Source organism: Photobacterium andalusiense (assembly GCF_900185625.1).
Classification (GTDB): domain Bacteria; phylum Pseudomonadota; class Gammaproteobacteria; order Enterobacterales; family Vibrionaceae; genus Photobacterium; species Photobacterium aquimaris.
In genome coordinates this window covers 443,517-468,889 of sequence record NZ_FYAJ01000002.1, presented here as the reverse complement: position 1 = coordinate 468,889, position 25,373 = coordinate 443,517, and the positions used below count along the sequence as shown (strand labels likewise).

The following is a 25,373-nucleotide window of genomic DNA, read 5'->3' as shown; positions in this document are numbered from 1 at the left end:
GGTCTGGTTATGCGGCTTTTTTCGTATTTTACCGTAAGTTTATTATTAATATTATTATTGCAAAATTTAGCTGAAATAGCGTTAGTTAAAACGCTGTTACATGTGCCAAAAAACGTCCAACAAAAAATATTGGTAATGGCGGATGAAGCTCAGCAACTTATTGATAATGGAAATAAGCAGCAACTTAGTGAGTGGGAAAACAAGCAGCCTTATTATTTATTTGTATTAGACAAAGATCAGCATGAAATGGGGACGAGAAAGATGCATCCCCATTTTGAGTTTAAGCTAAACTTTGCGCGTAGTATTAATGCGCTATTAGATTCTCGAGTAAATCAACCTATCTTTGCGATCCCATTAAAAGATGGCAATCAATTAATGGTACAACTGCCACATCAATTGCATCCTGCTAAATACTTTTCATTTTATTTCGGGCTGATTCAAGTTGTGATCGCTGTCTTAATTTTGTTTATGTTTTCATTTCTTATTGCTCGATATTTACAACGGCCATTAAATACTTTGCAAGAGGCGAGTCGCAGCTTGGCTAATGGTGATTTTTCTGTAAGGGTCGCTAATACTGTTAAAGATAGTACTGTTGAATTTAAATCTCTTGCGGCTGATTTTGATGAAATGGCAGAACAAATTCAGAGCTTGTCTGAACGGCAACGACGATTAATACGTGATGTGTCGCATGAGTTACGCACACCATTAGCACGCCATAATTTATCATTACATTTAATGAGAAAGCGAGTAGCACCAGAGTTTCAGCACCTTGTTGATCGACTCGAGCATGAATCAGAAGAAATGAACCAGCTGGTTAATGAGATCCTAGAGTTCAACCAATTACAGAACACCACTGAAAATGTTAATTTAATCCCCGTTGATGTCGAGAGTTTATGCTTAACCACGGTACCTGATACCAAAACATTGCTTGGAAAACAGCAAACATTTATTACCGATATTGATAATAATATGCCTTTAGTAATGGCTGATAGCCGCTTGGTTGTTCGCGCTGTAAATAATTTATTAGGCAATGCGATTAAATATGCCGGTGATCATGCTCAAATAAGCTTAGTTTCAAGGCTGGTGGTTGTAGATGGCAAACAATTTGTACAATTAAGTGTTGAAGATGATGGACATGGTATTGCTGAACAGCATCTAAAGCGTATTTTTGATCCTTTTACACGTATTGAAGGTGCAAGAGATAAGCAATCTGGCGGATACGGGCTTGGTTTAGCCATTGTTAAAGAAGCAATGTTGGTTATGAAGGGGAGCGTTCATGCTGAAAATCGTCATCCTCAAGGGTTATCAATTCAATTGTTATTACCAGTAATGAATAACTAATGATAAAACATAAATAGCTATTATTTAGAACAGATCACATAAAAGTGTATTCTTTAGGAAAAGTAGATTAAAAATATCGATATTAATCTACTTTGTCGATTTGGTGGTTAAGTATCATTCGATCAAATAAGGTTTAGCTCAATATTATTATTAAAAATATATAATTAGCTTTTTTTTGCTATAAACAAATCAATACATATTTATATACCGCATTGATTTAAATCAAATAAATTACTGTTATTATGATTTAACTGTTTGAATTATTCCGTAAGCGTATATATTGCGCGCGGAAGTTTTCAAAAGAGTTAATATAATGATTAATAAGAAATATCTAAAAAAAGCAATTGTAAGTGCTATCGCATTAGGTATCGTTGGTTATGGTGCAATTGTCTATACCGTACATAAAGAAGACGTTGCCTTAGCCAATAAACGCTTAACAGCATTACCACTACGTAATATCGACGATCTTTCAGCACAAGCTATGCGTTTGTTAGCTGAAAAAGGTTGTGCGGATTGTCATACTCGCAATAGTCCATTGCCATTTTATGCCAAAGTACCTGGTGTAAAACAAACTATGCAAGTTGATATCGACAAGGCTAACCAATCATTTGAGCTTGCACCTGTTGAGCAGGCAGTTATACATCATCAAGCGGTTAGCCAAGTTGCATTGGCAAAATTAGAGTATGTTATTACTAATAATTCAATGCCAATTCCTAAATATTTAGCTATCCATTGGCCATCGGCATACCTTAATAATGATGATCGACAGTTGCTATTAGATTGGATCCGTCATCAACGCCAGCAATACTATCCAAACCCAACTGCCGCACCACAATTTAAGAATTTGGCTATTCAACCAATTCATACCGTTTTCAAAACTGATCCTGCGAAAGTTGCTCTAGGTTTATCGCTTTACAATAACATTCACTTATCTGCAAACAATAAGTATGCATGTTCAAGTTGTCACTCTATTCATTCTGGCGGCACCGATAATCTACCAACCAGCTTAGGCATTAATAACCTTGATGATCCGATGAATGCACCGACAGTATATGACTCAGCATTTAATATGAGCCAATTCTGGAATGGTCGCGCGGCAGATTTAGCTGCTCAAGCTGCAGGGCCTATTTTTAATCCTGTTGAAATGGGCTCAAAAGATTGGGGTAATATTATTGCTAAACTTAAACAAGATCCGCAATTAGTTAAATTATTTGATAACTCTTATAAAGATGGTATGACCGGCGCAAATATTACCAACGCGATTGCTGAATATGAAAAAACACTGATCACGCCAAACAGTCGTTTTGACCAATATTTAGAAGGTAATTTAAGTGCACTTTCGCCAGAAGAGGTTGAAGGCTTTAAGTTATTCTTAAAAACAGGTTGTCAGACATGTCACGTAGGCCAAAGCATGGGTGGACAGTCATATGAGAAAATGGGTGTTTACAATAGCTTCTTTGGCGATATTAAAGGCAAACACCTTGAGGGCGATAAAGGTCGCTATTTAGTGACTCATGATAAGAAAGATATGCATTACTTTAAAGTGCCAAATTTACGTAATATTGCTATTACAGGGCCTTATTTCTCTGGTGGTCGTGCAGCAACTTTATCAGAAGCGGTTAATGCAATGGCAAAATATCAATGTAATACTGATTTTACGCCAAAAGAAACCAAGGCGATGGTTGCTTATCTAAAAACACTGACAGGTCAGTATCAAGGTAAAACATTAACCAACCCTAATTGTCATGATATAAATGGTCAACAAGTGTGTAATAGCGCAAAAGATCAAGTTTGGAAGCAAGTAACCGGGCGTAAACTACCAACTGAGCAAGCAGATTAAATTTTACTGTTATAACGCAGTAAGCGCTGAAAATTAGCTTTATTGCAGCCATACTTTTCGTGTGAAAGTATGGCTGTATATACTTACTGTGTATATGTTATCGGTTAGGGCTGCTTTTCTAAATCCATCACTTTACAACGTATTGTTAAAGTATTAATAGCGGCACCTGAAGATAGGCTACGAATAAAATCAAGCGCTTTTGCTAAATCTTCTGTATCAATCTTTAGATTATTATCAATACGACCATCATTGGTCATGTCTGTATTTACTACGCTAGGGCACAAACAACAGACTTTCACACCAAATGGTAACAGTTCATGATAGAGCGATTGGGTATAACTAACAATGGCTGATTTTGTTGCAGAATAAGCGGCAATTTTAGGAACAGGCTCTAATCCTGCGGTTGAACCTAAATTATAGATTTCGCCAGAACCTTGTTGTTTCATCTTATTAGCAACTAAATTGCAAGCCGTTATTGTTGAAAGTAAATTAATGTTTATTAACTCAGACAGTTCACATAAAGAGAGGTTAGTACCTCCAGCCTTTAATATACCTGCACTATTAACCATAACATCAATTTTTTCATGAGAAGCAATTATCGACGTAATAACGGTTTCAACATCATTGGGATGATTAAAATCGACATTTACTGCTTCTATGTTACATGATGAATATTGTTGAGTTAGTTCTGATTGTATTTTCTGAAGATTTTCTTTATGTAAAGATAATAAAATTAATGAGTAGCCTTGCTGCGCAAAATAATGTGCAATAGTTCTACCTATACCTCTGCTTGCTCCAGTAATTAAGGCGACCTTAGACATAATAACTCCATTATAATATTCCCAGTGATAATCTCTGACATTATCATTAATTTATACGTTATAAAAGTGGACGATATTTACTTCTAAATACAAGTATAAAATAGTGTGTGGTGATATATTTTATTACTGATTATTAGTTTTATAGAATTGACTAATATAATTATTAGATTATAAAGTTTTCACTTAAATATAAGCGGTTAATTAGTATTAGAGTGTTACATTATGATAGCTTTTTTCAATGTGATAATACGTATATAATAGCCATTTAAAGGCGTGTTTTACTTAAAAGGGATTGATTATGTTATGGTTTTTAATGGTTACATTACCATTAGTGCTAGCGGGTATTCATAAATTACTATTGTTATTAGATGTGTATCCGCGTAATAACAGCGTGTTTATTATTCCGATTATCATTATTTGTTACTGTATTTTTGCTGTGAGTTCAGCGTTTGATCGCGATGCTTTACCTGCGGTATTAATTGCTATCTATTATATAGCGTTAACCGCGATAACAGTAAAGGCTACCATACGCCGATAAATTAGATATTTTTATATAATCAATGTTCGATTCGTTAAATAGTGAAGATAAATAAAATGAAAAAACCGTACCCAGCTAAAACGATTCAAAATGTGATTAACAGTGCTATCTATCATTTGAATTTACGAGATCATAGTGAGCATGAACTGCGCAAAAAACTAGAAGCAAAAACAGAGCAGCAAGATTGGATAGAAACTGTATTACAACAAATGAAAGATTTTGGTTATTTAAAAGATGATCTTCCATTTGCACTGCATTTTAGTGAGAGAGCATTTTCAAATGAATACGGACAGCAATACATCAAACAAAAATTGAAAACCAAAGGTATTCCAGAAAGTATCATTGAACAAGCCTTAGCTGAGATCATCGATAAAAATCAGGTATCAGAACTTGCGATAATAACCCGTCGTCTAAGTAACTATGAGGATTTTAGCCAAACGACACAAGAAAAAGTAACCAACGATCTTACTAAGCGTGGATTTAGTTTTCAGGACATTTCAACTGCAATTTCAGAACACGCCGCCGCAGAAACATTATTAAGTAAAGCAAAAATCAAAGGCATGAATGCAGATTTAGAAACAGAAGTGTTGAAGTTAGTACGTAAGCTCAAAGGCAAAACGGTGATCAAGCAAGAGCTTAAAATGAAGCATGTTGATATTACTCATCTTGAGCAAGTACTCTACGATTTAGAGGAAGCGGGTGAGGTCGATTTTTATGAAAATTGTCAATTAGTACTGGCTAAAAAACGGTTTGATTTGTCAAATTTTAAAGATAAAAGTAAAGCCTATGCTTACTTGTCTTCAAAAGGGTATAGCTCGGATGAAATAAAAGAAGCAATGGCTGCTGCCAGTAAGTAAAGCTGCCGCACAGGCAGTGAACTTGATGGTGATAGTAATTTTGACAGAAAAGACAGGACACCCATAAATTTCATCCAATGGTTGTTCTGTGATTACATCGAGCCTAACCCCGTCATTCCCTACAGTGAATGCCCGCGAGGGCGATAGGGAATCTACTAACAGCGCGCTGAAATATCAAAGTGAAGATATGGCTCTCCAATGCTGGTGCGGCAGTGAACTAATGTTCCTCACGTAAAAACTCACGTAGGATTTTCTAAGCTGCCTGTGCGGCAGTGAACCTGTTACTCAGTATTTAAAGCGTGATGATATTTTTCTAAGCTGCCTGTGCGGCAGTGAACAAATGAGTGATAATATTCAAATAAAGCGGTTCTTTCTAAGCTGCCTATGCGGCAGTGAACCACCAAACGCCTATTTCCGTATATATACATGTTTTCTAAGCTGCCTATGCGGCAGTGAACTAATAAGTCAGCGTGTTATTCAACGTATGAAATTTCTAAGCTGCCTATGCGGCAGTGAACAGTTATATTTCATTGGTTGATGCTCGCACAATTTTCTAAGCTGCCTATGCGGCAGTGAACTAGCTTTAATCGTCGTGTCGTTGTGGCTACGATTTCTAAGCTGCCTATGCGGCAGTGAACATCCATTACCACTTGCAGGATTGTTATCCATTTTTCTAAGCTGCCTGTGCGGCAGTGAACAACATATTCCCGTTCATTTCAATGTATGGACATTTCTAAGCTGCCTGTGCGGCAGTGAACGGCAAATCTTCTTAGTTCTCCTTAAACCTCTTTTTCTAAGCTGCCTGTGCGGCAGTGAACTTAATTGTTCGTGTTGGTTGTTCAACCATTATTTTCTAAGCTGCCTGTGCGGCAGTGAACCTTTTGAAGCAACCTTTAAGCCGTCACTGTCATTTCTAAGCTGCCTGTGCGGCAGTGAACGCAGTTATCTTTAATGAAATCAACAAGTTCAGGTTTCTAAGCTGCCTGTGCGGCAGTGAATAGGATGATGCAATGTTTAAATCGTTAAGTAAGTTTCTAAGCTGCCTGTGCGGCAGTGAACGTTTGTGGAATTTGATTAACGTTGATTTGTTCTTTCTAAGCTGCCTGTGCGGCAGTGAACATTGATGATCACCATCATGAAATTACGCTTTGTTTCTAAGCTGCCTGTGCGGCAGTGAACTTTAGTTAGTTTTCATTGTATTGCTTACCAATTTTCTAAGCTGCCTGTGCGGCAGTGAACGACACGAGTCCAAGGAATCAACATTCTCTGAGTTTCTAAGCTGCCTGTGCGGCAGTGAACGTAGTTTTGAGCCTTTTTGTAGCTATCTAATATTTCTAAGCTGCCTGTGCGGCAGTGAACATAAACCTTACGTTGACAAACATCATAACTAATTTCTAAGCTGCCTGTGCGGCAGTGAACAAGGTATATTGAAAGATTTTGCGTTATCGGCTTTTCTAAGCTGCCTGTGCGGCAGTGAACATAAACCTTGTTTGGATGATTTGTTAGCAATTTTTCTAAGCTGCCTGTGCGGCAGTGAACGACACGAGTCCAAGTGAATCGACATCCTCTGATTTCTAAGCTGCCTGTGCGGCAGTGAACTTGGCTCTAAGCTAACACGTAAAGAGGTAAAGTTTCTAAGCTGCCTGTGCGGCAGTGAACCAACATCAGGTCGAGGTGATGCACTACAAATTTTTCTAAGCTGCCTGTGCGGCAGTGAACTCATCCAATGGTTCAGCGATTTTTATATGCTTTTTCTAAGCTGCCTGTGCGGCAGTGAACCCGTCAAGAAAATCCAAAAATTAAGATGATGTTTTCTAAGCTGCCTGTGCGGCAGTGAACTGAAGCACGATTAGTATAAGTTATTGCTTATAAAAGCCAAACAGTAAATTTCCATCAAAAACCCTTTTTTTTACCGATATTTTAAGTTGTTGTTTTATATGGGTGGGATGGTTAGTAAATAAAAAAGGGTATTTGTGATTGCACTCTAAACGCATTATGCGTATCTGTGTATATAATGCGTTTTTTATAGTTGGTGATTGCTATGTGCGCTAAGTCTTTCACACCGAGTGAGCTAAAAACAATTATTCATTCCAAACGTGCCAATCTTTATTATTTACAACATTGTCGTGTGTTAGTGAATGGTGGACGAGTTGAATATGTCACTGACGAAGGTAAGCAATCTTTATATTGGAATATCCCCATAGCAAACACGACAGCCATAATGCTCGGAACAGGCACGTCCATTACTCAAGCAGCAATGCGTGAATTAGCTAAAGCTGGCGTGCTAGTCGGTTTTTGCGGTGGTGGCGGAACGCCATTATTTTCAGCTAATGAAGTTGAACCTGATGTTAGTTGGTTAACACCGCAATCAGAGTATAGGCCAACAGAATATCTTCAATGGTGGGTGAGTTTCTGGTTTGACGATACCAAACGATTAGAAGCTGCGATCCTGTTTCAGAGAGTCCGATTACAGCAAATTAAAAAAGTATGGTTATCTGCAACCATGCAGCGTGATAATAATTTTATTATCGATGCTGAAAAACTAGAACATATTTTATCTGCTTTTGAAAATAAACTCAGTCATTGTCAGAACAGCACCGATTTATTGCTATTAGAAGCGACCATGACCAAAGCACTTTATAAACTTGCGGTGAATACTGTGAAATATGGTGAGTTTACTCGCTCTTCACGAGGAAATAGCACTGATATTGCTAATCGATTTTTAGATCATGGTAACTATTTAGCTTATGGTTTAGGGGCAACTGCGTGTTGGGTTATTGGATTGCCACATGGACTCGCCGTTCTACACGGTAAAACACGTCGTGGTGGTTTAGTATTTGATGTCGCGGATTTAATTAAAGATGCAACAGTGCTACCAAATGCCTTTATTGCTGCAATGGCAGGGGATGATGAGCAAGAATTTCGGCAACGATGCCTAAATGGATTTAGAAAAGCCAATGCATTAGATGTGATGATCGATGCCATTAAAGACACAGCACAAGCGGTTGCAAAATAATCAATGAATATTCTTTTAATCTCTCAATGTAATAAAAAAGCCCTTGATGAAACCCGTAAAGTGCTGGATCAATTTGCAGAACGTAAAGATGATCGCACATGGCAAACACCAATTACCTTAGAGGGTTTAAAAACATTACGTCAGTTGTTAAAGCAAACGGCTAGACGGAATACTGCGGTGGCTTGCCATTGGATTCGAGGTGCGAATAATACCGAGCTATTGTGGATTGTTGGTAATAAACGTCGTTTCAACGAACAAGGCACAGTACCCACAAATACTACCGAGCGTAATATTCTGCGTTCGGAAGATGAAAATGGTTGGCAAAGTAATTATGCGGTTGCATTAATGGCATCGCTGGCGGGTTTATTTCATGATGTAGGCAAAGCGAACTGTTTATTTCAACAAAAACTAACGGGCAAAGGTGGCATTGCCGAACCATTACGGCATGAATGGTTATCTTTGTTAGTTTTTCAGGCGTTTGCTAAAAATAAAACCGATGAGCAATGGCTAACTGAACTATCTGATTTATCACCGGAAAAAATCAGCAAGATTGTTAATGATGTGCAATATACGCCAGCGTTATCACCGTTTATTGGTTTAACAGAATTAGCGAAAACAATTGGATGGTTAATAGTCTCTCATCATCGTTTACCTACCTATCAATTGTCTGACTTTAAGCCAGCAATTGGTGATTCAAATGATTGGCTAGAACAAAAACTGTGCCCTGAGTGGAATGCAAAAAATCATAAAAATCCTGAGTTAATCACAAAAATAGCGGATAACTTTATTTTTCCACATGGCATCCCACTACAAAGTCAAACATGGCAAAACAAAGCGCAACAACTGGCAAAACGAGCATTAGCACACCCTAATCTGCGTCATTTTGGACAATGTGAGAACGCATTTCCACTGCACATGGCACGATTAAGTTTAATGCTTGCTGATCACTGTTATTCATCAAGCCAGCCAGTGATTGCTTGGCAAGATCCTCTCTATAAAGCTTATGCAAATACCGATCGTAAAACGGGGAAATTAAAACAAAAATTAGATGAACATAATATTGGAGTGGCGCAATTAGCCTATCGATTAAGTTTGGGGTTGCCTAAATTACGTTTGAGTCTACCTGCAATTACTCGGCATTCGTTATTTAAAAAACGTACCACGATCAATAAATTTCGTTGGCAAGATAAAGCCTATGATCTAGCGTGTTCTGTGCGTGATATTTCTGAGGTACACGGATTCTTTGGGGTCAATATGGCGTCAACGGGTTGTGGTAAAACCTTTGCCAATGCACGAATTATGTATGGATTAGCTAATCAACAACAAGGGTGTCGATTTAGTATTGCGTTAGGACTGCGTACATTAACCCTACAAACAGGAGATGCACTAAAAGATCGCTTAAAATTAGACTCTGATGATTTAGCGGTGCTAGTTGGATCGCAAGCAGTGAAAGATCTGCACGAAAGACAGTTCACAATTCAGCAACAAGAAAAAGCGCAGCAAACGGGCAGTGAGTCGGAAACGTTATTTTCAGAGCATATGTATGTCAGCTATGACGGTAGCCTTGATGATGGTCATCTTAGTCAGTGGCTCAAGCAAAAACCGATTATTCATAAATTGGTTAGTGCACCGATTACGGTCAGTACCATTGATTATTTAATGCCAGCCACTGAGGGGACGCGAGGAGGTCAGCAAATTGCACCGATGTTGCGTCTGTTTACAGGGGATCTGATTCTTGATGAGCCGGATGATTTTGGCTTAGAAGATTTACCTGCATTATGCCGTTTAGTCCATTGGGCGGGCATGTTAGGTTCACGAGTATTATTGTCATCAGCGACGTTAGCACCGTCATTAATTACTGCTTTATTTAAAGCCTATTGTCATGGGCGCCAACAATATAACCATAGCCACGGTATTACTGAAACAACAGTACAATGTGGTTGGTTTGATGAATTTAATGTGCAATCAGCTTGTATTGATGATGGTGATTTTAAACAACAACATACGCAGTTTATAACCCATCGCACAAATACACTAAGCCGTAAATCATTACCTTTACGTCAAGCAGAGTTAATCCATTTAGATGCGGAAAAATTAACGCAAACCGACGCAGTTAATTATCTATCGACTCATATTCAACAGGCAATTTACACCTTAGATGAACGCCATCGTCAGGTAATATCAAACGGTAAAACACTCTCGATTGGCTTAGTTAGAATGGCAAATATTGAGCCCTTAATTGCGGTGGGTGAATCGTTATTATCAAGACCAACGACTGATAATACCTGTATTCATTATTGTTTTTATCACAGCCAGCATCCGATGGCAGTAAGAGCGTATATAGAGCAACAGTTAGATGCGGTATTAATGCGCGATCCTAATAATCCACAAGCGATATTTGATGTACCACAAATTAAAACCATATTAGAGCATCACCCTCAACAACATCATATTTTTGTTGTGGTCGCTACTGCGGTGGCTGAAGTTGGGCGTGATCATGATTATGATTGGGCGGTGGTTGAACCGAGTTCGATGCGGTCGATTATTCAGTTGGCAGGGCGTATTCAGCGGCATCGCCAATCTGTACCTAATTCGCCAAATATTATGATTTTAAGTAAAAATATTAAGGCGTTATTAGGCGCAGATGTTGCTTATTGCAAGCCTGGATTTGAACAGAAAAAAGATAATGTAAACAGAGGGGTTTTACAGCTAAATCAACATGATCTTACGCAGTTATTAGCTATTGACGACTATCAGATTATCTCTGCTTATCCACGATTTATTGAGCCTAATTTGAAAGTGTTAACTTTTCCTTCATTAGAGCATCGAGCTTTAATTTTTAGTCTATTTCAAGATCCAAACAAGAAGGTCGAATACTGGTGGTTGCAACCGTATTTGCACTTGTTTGGAGAATATCAAAGCCAAACGCGGTTTCGAGATTCACGACCACAAACGGAATACCATTTCTTTATCGATAATGAAGACCAAGCATTGAGCATTAAGGTGCGTGATGAATACAGCGGTGAGTTTGTAAATAAAACTGAGTTATTTCACCTTGCAGCGATAGACAATATCGCCAGTGGTAATCATGCGTGGTTTGATTGTCAATACAGCACAGTCTATGACGGATTAAGTGACATATTTGATAAAGACAGTGAGCAGATAAGCGAGTTATTTGGCGGTATTAACCTCAATGAGTCTGATAAAACACCGTTATTTTACTACCATCCTTGGTTAGGTGTGTTTGAAGGAAAATACAGCAAATAGCTACATTTTCTTGCACTTTTTGTGAATGATTTCTAATAATTGTGCGGTGATACATATTGTGAATATATTTAACTTGATGCTTATGTTGTTAGGTTTATATTCGGCACAGGAAATCCGACTCTGGAGTTGCTATGCAAACCAAAATTAGCACATTAATTCAAGCGTATATTGAACAACGACGCCAAACAAAACTTGATGAAATCGAAAAGAAAAAGAATGTCAAAAATGGGGTGTCGGAGAGTGAATTAGCGACCTTGAATGAACAAATTCAAACAGCTTATCAAGATTTTGATATACAAACATGGCTTACCAATGCCGCAGTGAGAGCGAAACAAATTAGCTTGGCAACTCATGCGGTGAAGTTTACTCATGGTAGTGCTAAAGGTAGCAATATTTTAGCATTAGCCTCTAATACTGATGCGCTATATCTTGATTCATCCGCAATAGTTACTCCCGCAGTAGATGCGGTGGGTAATGCCGCTGCATTAGATGTGGCAAAGTTACTTCAACTTGATGATGGTGATGCCACACTTGCTGTTTATTTGTCGCAAGGGGAGGATCATGTTTTACGCCCTCTGGCAAATAGTGATGAGCAATGCCAATTATGGGCGGATGGCTTGCGTCAAGCATTAGAAGTGAAAACCCCTAGCAGTCATACTTTAGCCAAACAAATATATTTCCCTATTGGTGATAATCAATATCATCTTATTAGCCCGCTATATTCCTCTGCTTTGGCTCATGAATTATTTCATCAGGTGCAACATTCACGTTTTAGTGATGAGATGAAAGCTGCCAGAGAAGCGCGTAAGAAAAATCAATCAAGTGATATGGATGTGGTGCGTTATCCTGATTTAGCAGTCACTATTAGCGGTGGCTCAAAACCACAGAATATCTCGCAATTAAATTCAAAGCGCTATGGTAAAACTTATTTATTCCCTTGTGCTGCACCTAATTGGCAAAGCCAATACCAACCACCGATGTTTGACTCAAATTGGTTTGATAGTAGAGAAGTAGGGCGTACTACCTATTATCTGATTAAGTTATTGGCTCAGTTTTTAGTCAAAGTAAAACCTTTAGATAGCAACATTCGCATTCGTCAACGCCGTGATCAATTAGCAGATCAGATCCTTGATAGCATTTTAACGTTGGCTGCAAATCATCAGGCTTTCCCTCAAGGTTGGAGCGAAAACTGTGAATTATCATCAGCACAGCAATGTTGGTTAGATCCACAAGTAAGCCATCTTCATAGCGGCGATTGGCAAGCTGAAGTCAGTCGTGATTTTGGTTTATGGCTCAATAACCGTTTAGAAAAGGCCAGTCAACAGCAATTAATGTTAGGCAGTGAAGCATTGCAACATTGGCAAACGTTATGTCATGACGCTATTCGTGAGGCAGGACGATGAGTTTATTCCTTATTAAAAATATGCACATTGAAGGTGCAAATGCGATTGCAGGTTTCACTTATGGTTTTCCTGCAATTACTCAGTTTTTAGGTTTCGTACATGCATTATCACGCAAAATTGAGCCACAGCACGGGATCAGTTTTGATGGCTGTGCAGTGATGTGCCACCAACATCAGGTGCATGCTTATCGAGGCAGTGATTGGGATGATTATGGTTTTTCATTAACCCGTAATCCTTTAGCCAAAGACGGTAAAACAGCTCCTATCGTTGAAGAAGGAAAAATGAACCTTTGTGTATCGTTATTGATTGAATGCAAAGGTTTTAGTGGTGGTAACAGCGACCAAGAGCAACTTATTAGTAATGCGATAAAAACTCAGGCATTAAGTCAACGTTGTGCTGGTGGACGTATTACAAATATTGAAGCATGCCAATTTAAACCGATGCCAAATGAGGCGGGTGATTGTCGCAGACTTTTACGACCATTGTTACCTGGATTTATTTTATGTGATCGTAGCGATTATCTACAGCAACATGCTGAAAATAAAAAAGATAGTCAAAATATGGTCATGAGTTGGCTCGATTTTAGTGCTTTGCGTTACCGTTATGAAACGCTTACTGAATGTAATAGCCAAGATGTCGGTCAAGGACAGTGGCTACGAGTCAACAAGCCTCAAAGTGGCTATTTAGTGCCGCTGATGATTGGTTATAAACAAATTAGTGATGTATTTGCTGCCGGAGAGGTGACGAATGTTCGTGATAACACAACCCCATTTGCATTTACTGAGGCTGTTTATAGTGTCGGTGAGTGGATAGGCAGTCCGAGTCGGATTGAATCTATCAATCAAATCTTATGGCGTTATCAATATAGTTCACCGTATTACTTATGCCGCGCCCAACAATCTATTCATTCTATTGAAAGTAATGAAGAAGATTTCGACTTTTCTTATTAAATAGCCAAGGATGTATACAATGACAACCAAGTTAACCACACCATCAGTATTAGCTTTTGAAGGCAAATTGGCTTGCTCGGATGCCGTAATGGCTGCGGGTAATTGGAGTGAAATTGCCACAAATACAAATTGGCAGCCAATCGTCGTTAATGAGAAATCAGTACGCGGTACGATCTCTAATCGTATGAAAGGTCCAAAGGCGAATGATCCCGCTAAATTAGATGCAGAAATTCAAAAAGCCAACTTACAAACAGTAGATAATGCTGCATTACCATTTGATTGCGATACGCTCAAATTGACCTTTACGTTACGTGTGCTTGGTGATTTAAATATCCCTTCTACATGTAATAGCCCAGCTTACCAAGCCGCATTAAGTCAGTTGATTAAAGGTTATGTTGCTGATCATGGATTTAAAGAATTAGCGACACGTTACGCGACCAATCTTGCTAATGGCCGTTTTTTATGGCGCAACCGTGTTGGCGCTGAAAATGTGATGGTAACAGTACAGCACCATGATCAACAATGGACATTTGATAGTTTAGATTACAGTTTACGCCAATTTACTGCTGCGAATGGTGATTTAGCGGCATTATCAGCGGTGATAGAACAGGGGCTTCTTGGCGAAAAAGCAACCTTATTAACGGTGACTGCTTTTGTGCAATTAGGTCACGGACAAACAGTGTTCCCATCTCAAGAATTGGTTATGAATACAGGTTCTGGTGATAAGAGTAAGTATTTGTATCAACTTAATGGTCAAGCGGCGATGCACTCTCAAAAAATTGGTAATGCACTTCGTACTATTGACACATGGCATCCTGAAACAGATGAAGTAGGACCAATTGCAGTTGAACCTTACGGATCAGTGACTAATCGGGGTAAAGCATATCGCCAGCCTAAAGAAAAAACCGATTTTTATAATTTATTAGATAATTGGTTATTAAAAGATAAAGCCCCAGAGTTAGAGCAACAACATTATGTGATAGCAATGTTAGTACGTGGTGGTGTGTTTGGAGAGTAGCGATTATGTTGTATTACATTGATATTCAAGTGCTGCCAGATTTAGAAACCTCTGCGCCAGTATTAATGAATAACCTATTTGCGAAATTACATCGTCAATTAGCGGCGGTAGGTAATGGTTGCGTAGGGATCAGTTTTCCTAATATGCATAAAACACTAGGTGATACGTTACGCTTACACGGTACTCAAGTTGCACTTGAAATGATGATGGCGAATACTTGGCTGAAAGGGCTAAGAGATTACACGCGTGTTACTGCTATTACGGCAATTCCGAGTGATATTAAAGGCTATCAGACTGTCAAACGCGTGCAGACTAAAAGTGCTAATAACAAGCGTAAGCGTTCGATCGCTAAAGGTTGGATCAATGCAGATGAAGCTATTCATGCGATTCCTGATACTGCCGAACGTAAGTTAACTTTGCCTTATGTTCAAATTCAGAGCTTATCTAATCAGAATGTTATGCGAGTATTTATAGAGCATAGCAAGGTAGTTACTGATGCTACGGATGGTGTATTTAGTAGTTATGGATTAAGTGCTACCGCAACGATCCCTGTGTTTTAAGTGTTGTTGTGATTATAAGAGTAAGAATGGGTTAGATGAGCATTCATTTAACCCTTTTTTTGTGTCTTTATTTCTAATGTTTAAAATCAACAGCTTATAAATAGTCGATAAAAAAGGGGTAAAAGGTGTTTTTTGGGGTTTTATTTAAATTAAACAATCGCTTATTATAGTTAAACTTCAGTTCACTGCCGCACAGGCAGCTTAGAAATAACAAAGCATTAGTTTGACCGCCAGCACCACGTTCACTGCCGCACAGGCAGCTTAGAAAACAAGTTGGCTTGATTTTTTTGATGTTAGTTATGTTCACTGCCGCACAGGCAGCTTAGAAAGCATTAAAAGCAAAGGTCAGGTCAATATCAATGTTCACTGCCGCACAGGCAGCTTAGAAAATCGGCGCATAGCGCAACACTTTAGCGATCGGGTTCACTGCCGCACAGGCAGCTTAGAAAACAAGCGCAAGATGCACGTACTTAACCCTAACGTTCACTGCCGCACAGGCAGCTTAGAAAATTTCGTTATCTTTCCAATCTAGCTGCTCAAAGTTCACTGCCGCACAGGCAGCTTAGAAAAATCAGTTGAGTGAGTTGGTTGTAATCACGTTGTTCACTGCCGCACAGGCAGCTTAGAAATAACTTTTGCTAGGGCTTTTTTTTGAGAGTATGTTCACTGCCGCACAGGCAGCTTAGAAAATTCTCATGCCAAGCACTGGATCATTATCGCGGTTCACTGCCGCACAGGCAGAATGAATGTTACTGACATGCTATAGAATATAACTCTACGCGCAATTTGTTATTTTAATCAGAAAAAGTAAATTAAAGACCATATGGTTATGCTTATTGGGTATAGTGGTGTTATGTGACCTGCGTAAGATATTTCGTTGATAAACCATATTATTCATATTGTTAAGAACTTATCCGTAAACCATTGAAGGGTAAATCCTTGATGTTTATCATGCAGCTACAAAGGATTTGTAGCTGTTTGGAATGAGTCATGAACAAAGAAAAATATAATAATATTGCGAATCATATTTTTAAAGCGGAAGCAGTCAGAGCCGCGGTTTATGATGTGATTACTCAGAGCATGACAGCATATAGAGCAGAGATTGTTCATGGTGTAACCCCTAATACTTTGAATCGCTATGTGAAAAAATTCAATTTTGAATTAGTTTATTTAAAGAGTATGGGGTTGAAAAAATTATAATGTTAAATCAAAGTCCAGTGCGAGCTGGACTTTCTTAGCAAACAGAATAATGCAGCGTTAATTACTTCTATTTTCAAAAGCAATCCAAGCCTTTTCTAATGCAATAAGACCTCGATCTATTTCAGCACGATTTTTTTTTAGAATAATTAATTGTCTCACTTGATTTTGTAGCATAAAAATATGTTGGCGTTCATCATTCATAAAGTAACGTCTTAATTCTTTAGCCTGATCCATATACTAAATATCCAGTGAAGTGTATGGATAAAATGGTACATTTATTGTGGTTATTCTCAAGTGATAGATGATGTAATTGTAAACAAGTTGGATTATGCGTATCAATTGTGAAACAATATTTTGGGTAATATAAATGACAATTAAAACAATAAATTATAGCTGATTTTATTAATTTCAAAAGAGGAACGAAAGAAGTACCCGCTATTAATTAATAGTAATAACGGGTAGGGGATATTTAACGAATAACGTTTTTGAAGTGCTTCTTACGTGTAAATAGGAAGTCAACATCGGGCGGAAAGTCTTTATTGTTTTTAGCATGTGTCATCATGTCAAAGACTTTAAATTCCGCTAATACAGCAAATGGATACGCTTCAAATTCACCTTCACTATTAGCTTGTAAAGTTGGATCGTAATATTTACCGTCTTTAAAAATAATCGCTTGGTCAATGATAGTTGCTTCATTACAGCGATAACCTAAAACATAGCGATCACCACGGCAATAAATCACATTCATATAGCTGTTATAGAATGTTTCATTTTCTGTTGTGGTACAGGCTGCTAATGCCTCTGGTTCCATTGCCTCTACTGTGACAATGCGAACTTTCTCAGCAATAAAATTGCGTTCTTCTAGTTGTTGACGAATAGCTTCAAGACTTAATTGGGTCACTTTAAATACCGCAGAAATCAATAAAAACGGCAGAATTATACGCCCGTTTGTAGCGAAAGTCTTTGAAAAAAACAGTATTGAGTACGGAATAATTGGCTAGGTTTGTGAGTAAATGTCAATAAAACGTGAGTTTATTATTAGTTTCGTTAATTGACAAAAAGTTTACGAATGCAAAGAATGTAAATTTAACTGCAAATGGTAATGGTTATCACTTATATTCCTGTTTAAAGTTTGGCGGCACAATAATGTCACTGTCAAGCAACAGAAACTATTTGAATCTTGTAGCTCTTATACGGAGCATCCTTAAAAACCTACATCTGTTAGTTTTTAAAGATGCGGTATTAAGTAACAACCTATTCAATTGGTTTTATTCTCAAAGATACGATAATTGGAGATAACGGAATATGTTTTCTAAGAGTCAGCTAACACTATTGATTGGTGCAGTATTATCAGCACCGGTTGCTCATGCAGAAATAACAAATACAGATGAGCATATGGTGGTCACTGGACGTGATTATGGCTATAAAGCTGACACGAATTCGACAGCAATGCGAATGGAGATGACACAGCTTGAAACTCCAGGACAAGTTTCTGTTATTGATGAGAAGCTAATTGATGAGCAGCGAGCGAGCACATTAGGTGAAGTATTACAGAATGACGCGAGTATTTCTGCCGGTGGTACTGGTCGTAACCGTGAGCGTTTTTCTTTACGTGGTTTTGAATTAGGTAGCAGCAGTGGTTTCTTGCGTGATGGTCACCAGCATTGGTCTCATTACCGTCAGCCAGTTGAGCTACTTGAGCGAGTTGAAGTAATGAAAGGCCCAGCTGGCCTACTTTACGGTAAATCAGCACCAGGTGGCCTAGTTAATATGGTGGCAAAGAAGCCGACGTATGAAACTCAAGTAAACTTTAGCCAAGATGTGGGTTCAAATAACCATACTCGTAGTGTGCTAGATGTGAGCGGTTCACTTAACCAAGACCAAACTCTACGTGCACGCGCTGTTGTTGCAAAAGAAGATTATGATTCATGGCGTAAATATGGTGATGGTTCTACACCTTCAACTGACCGCTTTGTTGGTGGTTTATTTGTTGATTATGATATCAACGATGATGTGACAGTGTCACTACATTATGATCGTACAAAAGATAAAGGCAGTGTAGATTCTGGTGCTTATATTGTTGACGGTAAGCCTGTACTTGGTCGTGATCATGTATGGGACGCGCAATGGTCAAAAATTAATAACGAAGTTGAAAACTACGGCTTTGATGTTAAAGCACAATTGAATGATACATGGGCACTGAATTCTGGCTTTAACTACCAAGATTTCAAACGTCATGATAAAGAAAGTTACCCTAACTTCGCTAATTTTGAAGAATCAGGCTTAGTGAAGCAAGGCGGTAATGATCGCCAAGATCATTGGAGATTCAAAACGGCGTATGCTGATTTCGTCGGTGAATTTGATACTCTAGGTATGCAACATCAGTTATTAGTGGGCTCTAACTGGTTAGGTTATAGCTATGATCGTTACCAACGTTCATTTAACTCTGTTGAAGTGGCACCAAACCAATCAACACCAGTTCCTAGTTACAAACCAGGTAAGCCAAGAGAATCTAACTCTTCTTACAATGCTTGGGGCTTCTACGCACAAGACATGGTAACAATTAACGATTATTGGCAAGTACTTGCTGGTGTTCGTTTTGATCGCCAAACCCAAGAAGGAAAAGCAGCAGAAGAAGCAGTATCACCAAAAGTGGCTGCGATTTTCCACCCAGCAGAGAACGGTTCTATTTACTTAGCTTACTCTGAAAGTTTTGAACCTCAAGGCACAGTATCATCTGGCTCTAAGAACTACGTTAATGATGGTGAGCAACTTGATCCACTGCGTGGTAAGCAATATGAGCTAGGTACTAAGTGGGAACTGCTAGATAATCGACTATTTGTGTCGGGTGCAGTGTTTAACATTGCGCAAGAGAATTCGACGATTGATGTTCAAGTTGGCAACAATCTGTATAAGAAAACGCAAGGTGGTGAGCGTGTTCACAATGGCGCAGAAATTGCGTTACAAGGTAACGTAACGGACAAGCTAAGCATGAGCGCATCAGCAATGTACCTTGATGCAGAATACACGAAAGATCAGAAGTACCAAGGTAATCGTCCTGTTGATGTGCCTGAGTTTGCAGCTAGCGTATGGACAACATACAACGTAACTGAAGCAACGGATGTTAACCTTGGTGTGATTTATGAAGGTTCTCGTTTCGGTGATGCAGCAAATACCTTTAAGAAAGATGCTTACACTCGCGTTGATGTTGGTGTTGCACATACTTATAAATACGATGACAAATTGGATATCATTGGTCGTGTAAATGTAGAAAACCTATTTGATACAGATTATATGGCAGGTGGCGGTTCAACCAGCAGTGATTACGCTGGTGCGACAGGCGTGACACTAGGCGAAGGCCGTAACTTCATGGCAACCATTGAGTTTAAATACTAATAAGTAAACTGAATAAAATAAGGGGGAAGTATTAACTTCCCCTTGTTCAGATCTGTATGTTTCAGCTTATAAACTGTTATTTACAATAATTATTGTTTATAGTTCAGCACTTTTTGCGATACTTTTTATTTTCAATATTCCCTTTTTTGTTTTTTTGGTTATTACAGATAACGATTGATTAAATACTATGAATTTTATTAAAACTAGCCTTGCTATTGTTATTCTGAGCGTCACAACTGGCGCTCATGCTTCTAATCTAGATACCGCGCGTTCGATAGAGAACAAGACCAATACAGCATCTGCTTTAAGTCAGGATAAGATCGATAAAAGTGCCGATTCTTCGTTGGCAATGAAAGCCAGTATTGAACAACTTCAAGAAGAAGTTAAAAACCTCACTATTTATCATGATCACTTGGCACGTTTGGTGTTAAATCAGGCGCAAGAAGTGGCTTCAATTGATCAACAAATTGCAGATATAAAGCAAACGCGTCAAGGTGTAGTGCCGTTAATGTATCAAATGATTGATGGCTTAAAGACAATTGTTGAAAGTGATAAGCCGATTAAACATCAAGCACGGTTAGCGCGAGTAAATAAACTTGAAACCATGATGTCACAAGCTGATATCAGTGACGCTGAGAAATTCCGTCGTATTTTAGAAGCCTACCAAATTGAAATGGATTACGGCACTAAGCTTGCGGCTTACCAAGCAAAAATTACTCTTGCTGATAACAAAACAATTGAAGTTAATGTGCTTCATTTAGGACGTATTGCACTGGTTGCTCGTAGCTTAAATGGTAGTCATTACTGGAGTTGGAATACGGCAGCTAAACAATGGCAAGCCGTTGATGCAAGTGAAGGCGCTAATATTGATAAAGCGTTTGCAATTGCTGATAACCAAGTTGCACCAAGTTTGATTACCTTACCTGTTTCTGGTTCACCAACTAACGTAGAGAGTAAATAACATGAAACTAAAAGCGTTAGTTGCTGCCCTTTGCGTCGCAAGTATGCCATTTGCCGTGAATGCAGAATCGGTAGTAAAACAAGCACAACAAGAACAAAGCCAACAAACTCAGCATAATATTCAGCGTGAAGCGGGTTTTAACCGTACTCAGCAAACGGTGAAAGCACAATATGATGCATTAGTGGCTGAGCGTAATAAGCTTAAAGCCGCTACTGAAGTATTAAGTACAACCTTTAGCACTAATGAACAACACCTATCAACGCTAGAGCAACAATTGCGTCTAGAAAGTGGCAGCTTAGGTGAACTATTTGGCGTAGTGCGTCAAACCGCTAAAGAAGTTCAAGCCGAGCAGCAACATGCAGTAACAGCGATTGATAACAGCCAAGATAATGCCGTTGTAAATGACATTGTTGCCGCTAAAGCATTGCCTTCAATGGCACAGCTACAAGGCTTATGGCAAGCAATGACAGATCAGATTGTTGCTAGTGGCCAAATTGCCAAAGTGAGCGTGCCATATATCAATGGTGATGGTGAGCAAAGTAACGTTGAAGCATTACGTTTAGGTAGCATTGGTTTAGTGGGCGACAACGGTTATTTACGTTGGGACGGTAGTCAACATGTGGCTATGGCGTATTTACAGCAACCTGAACATGCACCGACATTAGCAAATTACAATCAGCTTGTATCAACAGCTAATCAAATGGTAGTTGTTGATCCTTCGCGTGGAATGATGCTAGAGCAATTAGCACAGTCTCCGACGTTAATGGATCGCCTACAAGCCGGTGGTGCAGTCGGTAAAGTGATCTTATTGCTGCTTGCTATTGGTGCAGGTATTGCGATTTTCCGTGGTACAAAATTGGCGCTGATTCGTCAACAGATTAAAGCGCAATTGAAGCAACCATCTAAGCCAGGTAATAACCCTTTAGGCCGTGTTCTTGCGGTATATAACAAAGAGCAAAGCCGCAGTGTTGAAGCGTTAGAATTGCGTTTGCTAGAAGCAATTGTCGATGAGCAACAAGGGCTAGAAAAAGGCTTATCAATGCTAAAACTGTTTGCAGCTTTAGCACCGATGCTAGGCCTGTTAGGTACTGTTACCGGTATGATTGAAACGTTCCAAGTGATCACTCAGTTTGGTAATGGCGATCCTAAAGTGATGGCGGGTGGTATTTCAATGGCACTGGTTACCACGGTATTAGGCCTAGTTGCGGCAATGCCACTGTTGCTGGCGCATAATATTTTAAGTTCTCAAGCTGAAAATATTCGTATGATCCTTGAAAAACAAGGTATTAGCTTAGTAGCGGAACAAGCCGAAAAGAATGATAACAATGGCATCAAGAATTCTGGCATGACAACTGAACAGGCAGCCTAATGGATAGCAGCATATTACAAAGCTGGTGGTTTTCACTGTCGCATTTTATGGCGCAAGGCGGTGTGATCCTGTGGTGGTTAGCTGCGGTTGTTGCTGTGTTGTGGTTATTAGTCTTTGAGCGAGTGATTTACCTTGCATTTTACTTTCCACAGCAGCGACAACACTGGATAGCATTATGGGCAGCACGTGCTGATCATCAATCGTGGTATGCCCATGCTATTCGTGATGGCTGGTTAGCTGATGCAAAAATAGCATTAAACAAAAACCTTAATTTTATTAAAGTGTTAGTGGCTATTTGTCCAATGCTAGGATTGCTTGGTACTGTGACAGGTATGATCTCTGTGTTTGATGTTATGGCAACCCAAGGCAGTAGCCAACCTCGATTAATGGCGTCAGGTATATCACTGGCGACATTACCGACTATGGCGGGCATGGTAGCCGCATTAGCAGGGATGTTTATTCATGCTCGATTGGCAAAAGCGTGCCAAATGCGTGAGTTAAAATTAGAAAAATCATTAAGGAGTCAGCAATGAGACTCAGTCGTCGCTCGTCAGTGCGTGAAGATGCACAAATAGATTTAACCTCGATGCTAGATATCGTTTTCATCATGTTGATTTTCTTTATTGTGACTAGTTCTTTTGTGCGTGAATCTGGGGTTGAAGTTAATCGCCCTCAAGCAAGCCATGTTGTTAGTCAAAAAGATGCTGGTATTTTTGTGGCGATCACCGCAGCTAATGATATTTACATTGATAAGCGAGTGGTGGATGCCGAACGTGTGCAAGCAACACTTGAGCATATGCTCACTGAACAACCAGATGCTGCATTAGTGATCCAAGCAGATGAACATGCTTATAACGGTACGGTTGTTAAAGTGATGGACGCTGCAAAAGGTGCAGGAGTGAAGAATATTGCTCTGGCGGCGGAGAAAAACTAATGATGCGCATATTGATGGCATTGCCATTGGCGCTGGCGATGGCTTTAGGTTTATTTACGCTAATGGCATGGATGGTGGATAACGGTAATCATCAACCACAAGATAATTCGCCGCCGTTAGCGTTTAATATGGTGATGGTAGAACACGAGCAAGCGCCACAACGTCGTCAGCGTGTTGCTCCACCGCCACCAGAAACACCGACGCCACCACCAGAAGCGCAACCATCGCAGTCGCAAGCAGCAACATCAACTGCAATGCCGATGGCATCAATTCCAAGTTTAGGTCTGGATACATCGATTCACGGTTTAGCGGTTAATGCGCCTAAATTTACTGATTTTAGTAGTGCTGCAGCGATCGGAAATGGTTTAGGTAAATCGCAACAAGCGATGCCACTTTATCGGGTTGAACCACGTTATCCTTCGCGAGCTTTGCGTCAGGGTAAAGAAGGTTATGTGGTGCTTAAATTCACCATTGATACTCAAGGTAGACCGATTGATATTGCTGTTATGGATGCGAAACCACGACGTTTATTTGATAAAGAAGCGATTCGCGCGTTACGCAAGTGGAAATATCAACCACAAGTTGTTAATGGCACCGCAATGGCGCAACAAGGGCAGACAGTACGTCTTGAATTTAGGTTGAATCAATAATGAAAAAGATCGCTTTTATTATCGCGTTAACCTTATCGGCTTCACTGCCATTATCTTATGCTTATGCAAGTGGTGGTCAGTTATCACAAGCAACGGCTAATAAGGTACAGCGCGCTAATAACTTACAGTTAAATGATAAGCTTGATCAAGCCGTCGCTATGTTAGCAGAAATGAACCCAAGTGCTGCGTATGATAAAGCCTATGTTCAGCGTATGTTGGGGGTGTTTTATTGGCAACAAGGTAAAACATCACAAGCAGTGAAGTTGCTAACAAAAGCAGTAAACAGTGGTTTGTTACAAGATAATCAAGCTTGGACTACTGAGCGCATGTTGGCGGATATTTTGCTCTCTGAGGCGAAATACAGTCAAGCATTACCGCATTATTATAAGTTAACTAAAAATATTCCGGCTAAGCAAAAAGGCTCTGAGTTGTGGTTACGTATTGCGCAAGCGCATTATCAGCAATCACAATGGCAACAAGTGCTAACTGCAATGAAGCGTTACGACGGTTATCGCCTGAAAGATAGCATGTCGCCATTATCGATTAAGCTAGGTGCACAGCTTCAATTGAAACATTGGCAAGGTGCTTCGGCAACGTTAAACCGTTTAATTGCACTTGAACCGAATAAGTTAATTTGGTGGCAGCAGTTAGCCAGTATCCAAATGCGAACTGGAAAAAACGCCGATGCATTAGCAACATTAAAGCTGGCTAAATACCAAGGTGTTGCATTGAGTCAGCAAGATCTTAAAGTATTGGCTCAATTGTATGCTCAACAAGGTATTCCAGAACGCGCTGCCAAGCAAATTGCGGCATTGAAGGATGCAAATAGCGATAAGACATTATTGATAGAGCAAGCAAACTATTGGCAAATGGCACGCGAGTGGAATAAAGCGATCAAGCTATGGAGTAAAGTAGCGGCTAAAGATAATCACTACCGTTGGCAATTAGCGCAATTGTTAGTTCAAGAAGGGAAGTATAAACAAGCCTTAGTGGAATTAGATCGTGTTAAGCGCAAAGATAAACGTGCCGAAGTAGAATTAGCGAAAGTGCGGGTTTATTACAAAATGAATAATCTCGAGCAAGCGATAATTCATGCGAAGCAAGCGGATAATATCAAGCCGTCTTCCGCTGCGAAAAGTTGGGTTAAATATTTAGCTCAAATGCGTAAGATGGATGCAAGTGCTTAACTAATAGAGTAATTATTGGATATATTGTTAGTTGTCTGAAGGCGAGCCATTGAGCTCGCCTTTCT

21 protein-coding genes and 2 CRISPR repeat arrays are annotated in these 25,373 nt (G+C 39.3%); of the genes, 18 read left to right on the top strand and 3 right to left on the bottom strand.

The window, feature by feature from the left end; genetic code table 11:
- The first annotated feature begins 9 nt into the window (after positions 1–9).
- Both PAND9192_RS07660 and PAND9192_RS07655 read left to right on the top strand, forming a co-directional pair.
- Entirely contained in the window at positions 10–1,341 is a 1,332-nt protein-coding gene (locus PAND9192_RS07660; protein ID WP_087853539.1) for an ATP-binding protein, read from the top strand.
- Between the two features lie 313 nt (positions 1,342–1,654).
- The gene (locus PAND9192_RS07655; RefSeq protein WP_087853263.1) at positions 1,655–3,181 is read left to right on the top strand and encodes a cytochrome c peroxidase; all 1,527 of its coding nucleotides are present in this window, start codon (positions 1,655–1,657) and stop codon (positions 3,179–3,181) included.
- Positions 3,182–3,285: 104 nt separating this feature from the next.
- On the opposite strand, the gene PAND9192_RS07650 is transcribed toward PAND9192_RS07655, so the two are convergent.
- Positions 3,286–4,002: an SDR family NAD(P)-dependent oxidoreductase gene (locus tag PAND9192_RS07650; RefSeq protein ID WP_087853262.1), complete on the bottom strand. Its 717-nt coding sequence runs from the start codon at positions 4,000–4,002 to the stop codon at positions 3,286–3,288.
- A 298-nt stretch (positions 4,003–4,300) separates the two neighbouring features.
- Between PAND9192_RS07650 and PAND9192_RS07645 the strand changes: the two genes are divergently transcribed.
- The 9 genes from PAND9192_RS07645 to PAND9192_RS07605 all read left to right on the top strand — a co-directional run bounded on the left by PAND9192_RS07645 (position 4,301) and on the right by PAND9192_RS07605 (position 16,811).
- Positions 4,301–4,540 carry a hypothetical protein gene (locus tag PAND9192_RS07645; protein ID WP_087853261.1) on the top strand — a complete coding sequence of 80 codons (240 nt, stop codon included), beginning with the start codon at positions 4,301–4,303 and terminating at the stop codon, positions 4,538–4,540.
- A gap of 56 nt (positions 4,541–4,596) precedes the next feature.
- The gene (locus tag PAND9192_RS07640; protein WP_087853260.1) at positions 4,597–5,397 is read left to right on the top strand and encodes a RecX family transcriptional regulator; all 801 of its coding nucleotides are present in this window, start codon (positions 4,597–4,599) and stop codon (positions 5,395–5,397) included.
- Positions 5,398–5,647: 250 nt separating this feature from the next.
- Positions 5,648–7,236: direct repeats of the CRISPR family, unit length 28 nt; unit sequence TTTCTAAGCTGCCTGTGCGGCAGTGAAC.
- A 202-nt stretch (positions 7,237–7,438) separates the two neighbouring features.
- The gene (cas1f, locus tag PAND9192_RS07635) at positions 7,439–8,413 is read left to right on the top strand and encodes a type I-F CRISPR-associated endonuclease Cas1f (protein WP_087853259.1); all 975 of its coding nucleotides are present in this window, start codon (positions 7,439–7,441) and stop codon (positions 8,411–8,413) included.
- A 3-nt stretch (positions 8,414–8,416) separates the two neighbouring features.
- A complete protein-coding gene (gene cas3f, locus PAND9192_RS07630) occupies positions 8,417–11,680 on the top strand; it encodes a type I-F CRISPR-associated helicase Cas3f (protein ID WP_087853258.1) in 3,264 nt (1,087 codons plus the stop codon).
- A gap of 131 nt (positions 11,681–11,811) precedes the next feature.
- Entirely contained in the window at positions 11,812–13,083 is a 1,272-nt protein-coding gene (gene csy1 / locus PAND9192_RS07625; RefSeq protein ID WP_087853257.1) for a type I-F CRISPR-associated protein Csy1, read from the top strand.
- Positions 13,080–14,033: a type I-F CRISPR-associated protein Csy2 gene (gene csy2, locus PAND9192_RS07620; protein ID WP_087853256.1), complete on the top strand. Its 954-nt coding sequence runs from the start codon at positions 13,080–13,082 to the stop codon at positions 14,031–14,033. The genes csy1 and csy2 overlap by 4 nt, the downstream gene beginning before the upstream one ends.
- 19 nt (positions 14,034–14,052) lie before the next feature.
- A complete protein-coding gene (gene csy3, locus PAND9192_RS07615) occupies positions 14,053–15,051 on the top strand; it encodes a type I-F CRISPR-associated protein Csy3 (RefSeq protein WP_087853255.1) in 999 nt (332 codons plus the stop codon).
- A gap of 5 nt (positions 15,052–15,056) precedes the next feature.
- Positions 15,057–15,611, top strand: coding sequence for a type I-F CRISPR-associated endoribonuclease Cas6/Csy4 (cas6f, locus tag PAND9192_RS07610; protein WP_087853254.1), 555 nt, complete (start codon positions 15,057–15,059; stop codon positions 15,609–15,611).
- 180 nt (positions 15,612–15,791) lie between these two features.
- Positions 15,792–16,300: a CRISPR direct-repeat array (repeat unit 28 nt; unit sequence GTTCACTGCCGCACAGGCAGCTTAGAAA).
- A 301-nt stretch (positions 16,301–16,601) separates the two neighbouring features.
- The gene (locus tag PAND9192_RS07605) at positions 16,602–16,811 is read left to right on the top strand and encodes a hypothetical protein (RefSeq protein ID WP_087853253.1); all 210 of its coding nucleotides are present in this window, start codon (positions 16,602–16,604) and stop codon (positions 16,809–16,811) included.
- Positions 16,812–16,868: 57 nt separating this feature from the next.
- Here the strand turns inward: PAND9192_RS07605 and PAND9192_RS20655 are convergent, their stop codons facing one another.
- Complete coding sequence (locus PAND9192_RS20655; protein ID WP_159457131.1) at positions 16,869–17,045, bottom strand: hypothetical protein; 177 nt, start codon at positions 17,043–17,045, stop codon at positions 16,869–16,871.
- A gap of 235 nt (positions 17,046–17,280) precedes the next feature.
- The gene (locus tag PAND9192_RS07600) at positions 17,281–17,712 is read right to left on the bottom strand and encodes a hypothetical protein (RefSeq protein WP_060998820.1); all 432 of its coding nucleotides are present in this window, start codon (positions 17,710–17,712) and stop codon (positions 17,281–17,283) included.
- A gap of 404 nt (positions 17,713–18,116) precedes the next feature.
- On the opposite strand from PAND9192_RS07600, the gene PAND9192_RS07595 reads away from it, so the two are divergent.
- The 7 genes from PAND9192_RS07595 to PAND9192_RS07565 all read left to right on the top strand — a co-directional run bounded on the left by PAND9192_RS07595 (position 18,117) and on the right by PAND9192_RS07565 (position 25,308).
- Complete coding sequence (locus tag PAND9192_RS07595; RefSeq protein ID WP_087853252.1) at positions 18,117–20,207, top strand: TonB-dependent siderophore receptor; 2,091 nt, start codon at positions 18,117–18,119, stop codon at positions 20,205–20,207.
- A gap of 187 nt (positions 20,208–20,394) precedes the next feature.
- Positions 20,395–21,168: a DUF3450 domain-containing protein gene (locus PAND9192_RS07590; RefSeq protein ID WP_087853251.1), complete on the top strand. Its 774-nt coding sequence runs from the start codon at positions 20,395–20,397 to the stop codon at positions 21,166–21,168.
- 1 nt (position 21,169) lies between these two features.
- Positions 21,170–22,537: a MotA/TolQ/ExbB proton channel family protein gene (locus tag PAND9192_RS07585; protein ID WP_087853250.1), complete on the top strand. Its 1,368-nt coding sequence runs from the start codon at positions 21,170–21,172 to the stop codon at positions 22,535–22,537.
- Positions 22,537–23,070 (top strand): MotA/TolQ/ExbB proton channel family protein, encoded by a 534-nt coding sequence (locus tag PAND9192_RS07580; RefSeq protein WP_060998826.1) that lies wholly within the window; start codon positions 22,537–22,539, stop codon positions 23,068–23,070. The genes PAND9192_RS07585 and PAND9192_RS07580 overlap by 1 nt, the downstream gene beginning before the upstream one ends.
- Positions 23,067–23,471: an ExbD/TolR family protein gene (locus PAND9192_RS07575; RefSeq protein WP_036789967.1), complete on the top strand. Its 405-nt coding sequence runs from the start codon at positions 23,067–23,069 to the stop codon at positions 23,469–23,471. The genes PAND9192_RS07580 and PAND9192_RS07575 overlap by 4 nt, the downstream gene beginning before the upstream one ends.
- The gene (locus PAND9192_RS07570) at positions 23,471–24,121 is read left to right on the top strand and encodes an energy transducer TonB (RefSeq protein ID WP_087820275.1); all 651 of its coding nucleotides are present in this window, start codon (positions 23,471–23,473) and stop codon (positions 24,119–24,121) included. The genes PAND9192_RS07575 and PAND9192_RS07570 overlap by 1 nt, the downstream gene beginning before the upstream one ends.
- Positions 24,121–25,308 carry a hypothetical protein gene (locus PAND9192_RS07565; protein ID WP_087853249.1) on the top strand — a complete coding sequence of 396 codons (1,188 nt, stop codon included), beginning with the start codon at positions 24,121–24,123 and terminating at the stop codon, positions 25,306–25,308. The genes PAND9192_RS07570 and PAND9192_RS07565 overlap by 1 nt, the downstream gene beginning before the upstream one ends.
- The last annotated feature ends 65 nt before the right edge of the window (positions 25,309–25,373 follow it).

Bases quoted from the DNA above. Each gene is read 5' to 3' on its own strand.
- PAND9192_RS07660 (WP_087853539.1), top strand. From the start codon at position 10: ATGCGGCTTTTTTCGTATTTTACCGTAAGTTTATTATTAATATTATTA.
- PAND9192_RS07655 (WP_087853263.1), top strand. From the start codon at position 1,655: ATGATTAATAAGAAATATCTAAAAAAAGCAATTGTAAGTGCTATCGCA.
- PAND9192_RS07650 (WP_087853262.1), bottom strand. From the start codon at position 4,002: ATGTCTAAGGTCGCCTTAATTACTGGAGCAAGCAGAGGTATAGGTAGA.
- PAND9192_RS07645 (WP_087853261.1), top strand. From the start codon at position 4,301: ATGTTATGGTTTTTAATGGTTACATTACCATTAGTGCTAGCGGGTATT.
- PAND9192_RS07640 (WP_087853260.1), top strand. From the start codon at position 4,597: ATGAAAAAACCGTACCCAGCTAAAACGATTCAAAATGTGATTAACAGT.
- cas1f (WP_087853259.1), top strand. From the start codon at position 7,439: ATGTGCGCTAAGTCTTTCACACCGAGTGAGCTAAAAACAATTATTCAT.
- cas3f (WP_087853258.1), top strand. From the start codon at position 8,417: ATGAATATTCTTTTAATCTCTCAATGTAATAAAAAAGCCCTTGATGAA.
- csy1 (WP_087853257.1), top strand. From the start codon at position 11,812: ATGCAAACCAAAATTAGCACATTAATTCAAGCGTATATTGAACAACGA.
- csy2 (WP_087853256.1), top strand. From the start codon at position 13,080: ATGAGTTTATTCCTTATTAAAAATATGCACATTGAAGGTGCAAATGCG.
- csy3 (WP_087853255.1), top strand. From the start codon at position 14,053: ATGACAACCAAGTTAACCACACCATCAGTATTAGCTTTTGAAGGCAAA.
- cas6f (WP_087853254.1), top strand. From the start codon at position 15,057: ATGTTGTATTACATTGATATTCAAGTGCTGCCAGATTTAGAAACCTCT.
- PAND9192_RS07605 (WP_087853253.1), top strand. From the start codon at position 16,602: ATGAACAAAGAAAAATATAATAATATTGCGAATCATATTTTTAAAGCG.
- PAND9192_RS20655 (WP_159457131.1), bottom strand. From the start codon at position 17,045: ATGGATCAGGCTAAAGAATTAAGACGTTACTTTATGAATGATGAACGC.
- PAND9192_RS07595 (WP_087853252.1), top strand. From the start codon at position 18,117: ATGTTTTCTAAGAGTCAGCTAACACTATTGATTGGTGCAGTATTATCA.
- PAND9192_RS07590 (WP_087853251.1), top strand. From the start codon at position 20,395: ATGAATTTTATTAAAACTAGCCTTGCTATTGTTATTCTGAGCGTCACA.
- PAND9192_RS07585 (WP_087853250.1), top strand. From the start codon at position 21,170: ATGAAACTAAAAGCGTTAGTTGCTGCCCTTTGCGTCGCAAGTATGCCA.
- PAND9192_RS07580 (WP_060998826.1), top strand. From the start codon at position 22,537: ATGGATAGCAGCATATTACAAAGCTGGTGGTTTTCACTGTCGCATTTT.
- PAND9192_RS07575 (WP_036789967.1), top strand. From the start codon at position 23,067: ATGAGACTCAGTCGTCGCTCGTCAGTGCGTGAAGATGCACAAATAGAT.
- PAND9192_RS07570 (WP_087820275.1), top strand. From the start codon at position 23,471: ATGATGCGCATATTGATGGCATTGCCATTGGCGCTGGCGATGGCTTTA.
- PAND9192_RS07565 (WP_087853249.1), top strand. From the start codon at position 24,121: ATGAAAAAGATCGCTTTTATTATCGCGTTAACCTTATCGGCTTCACTG.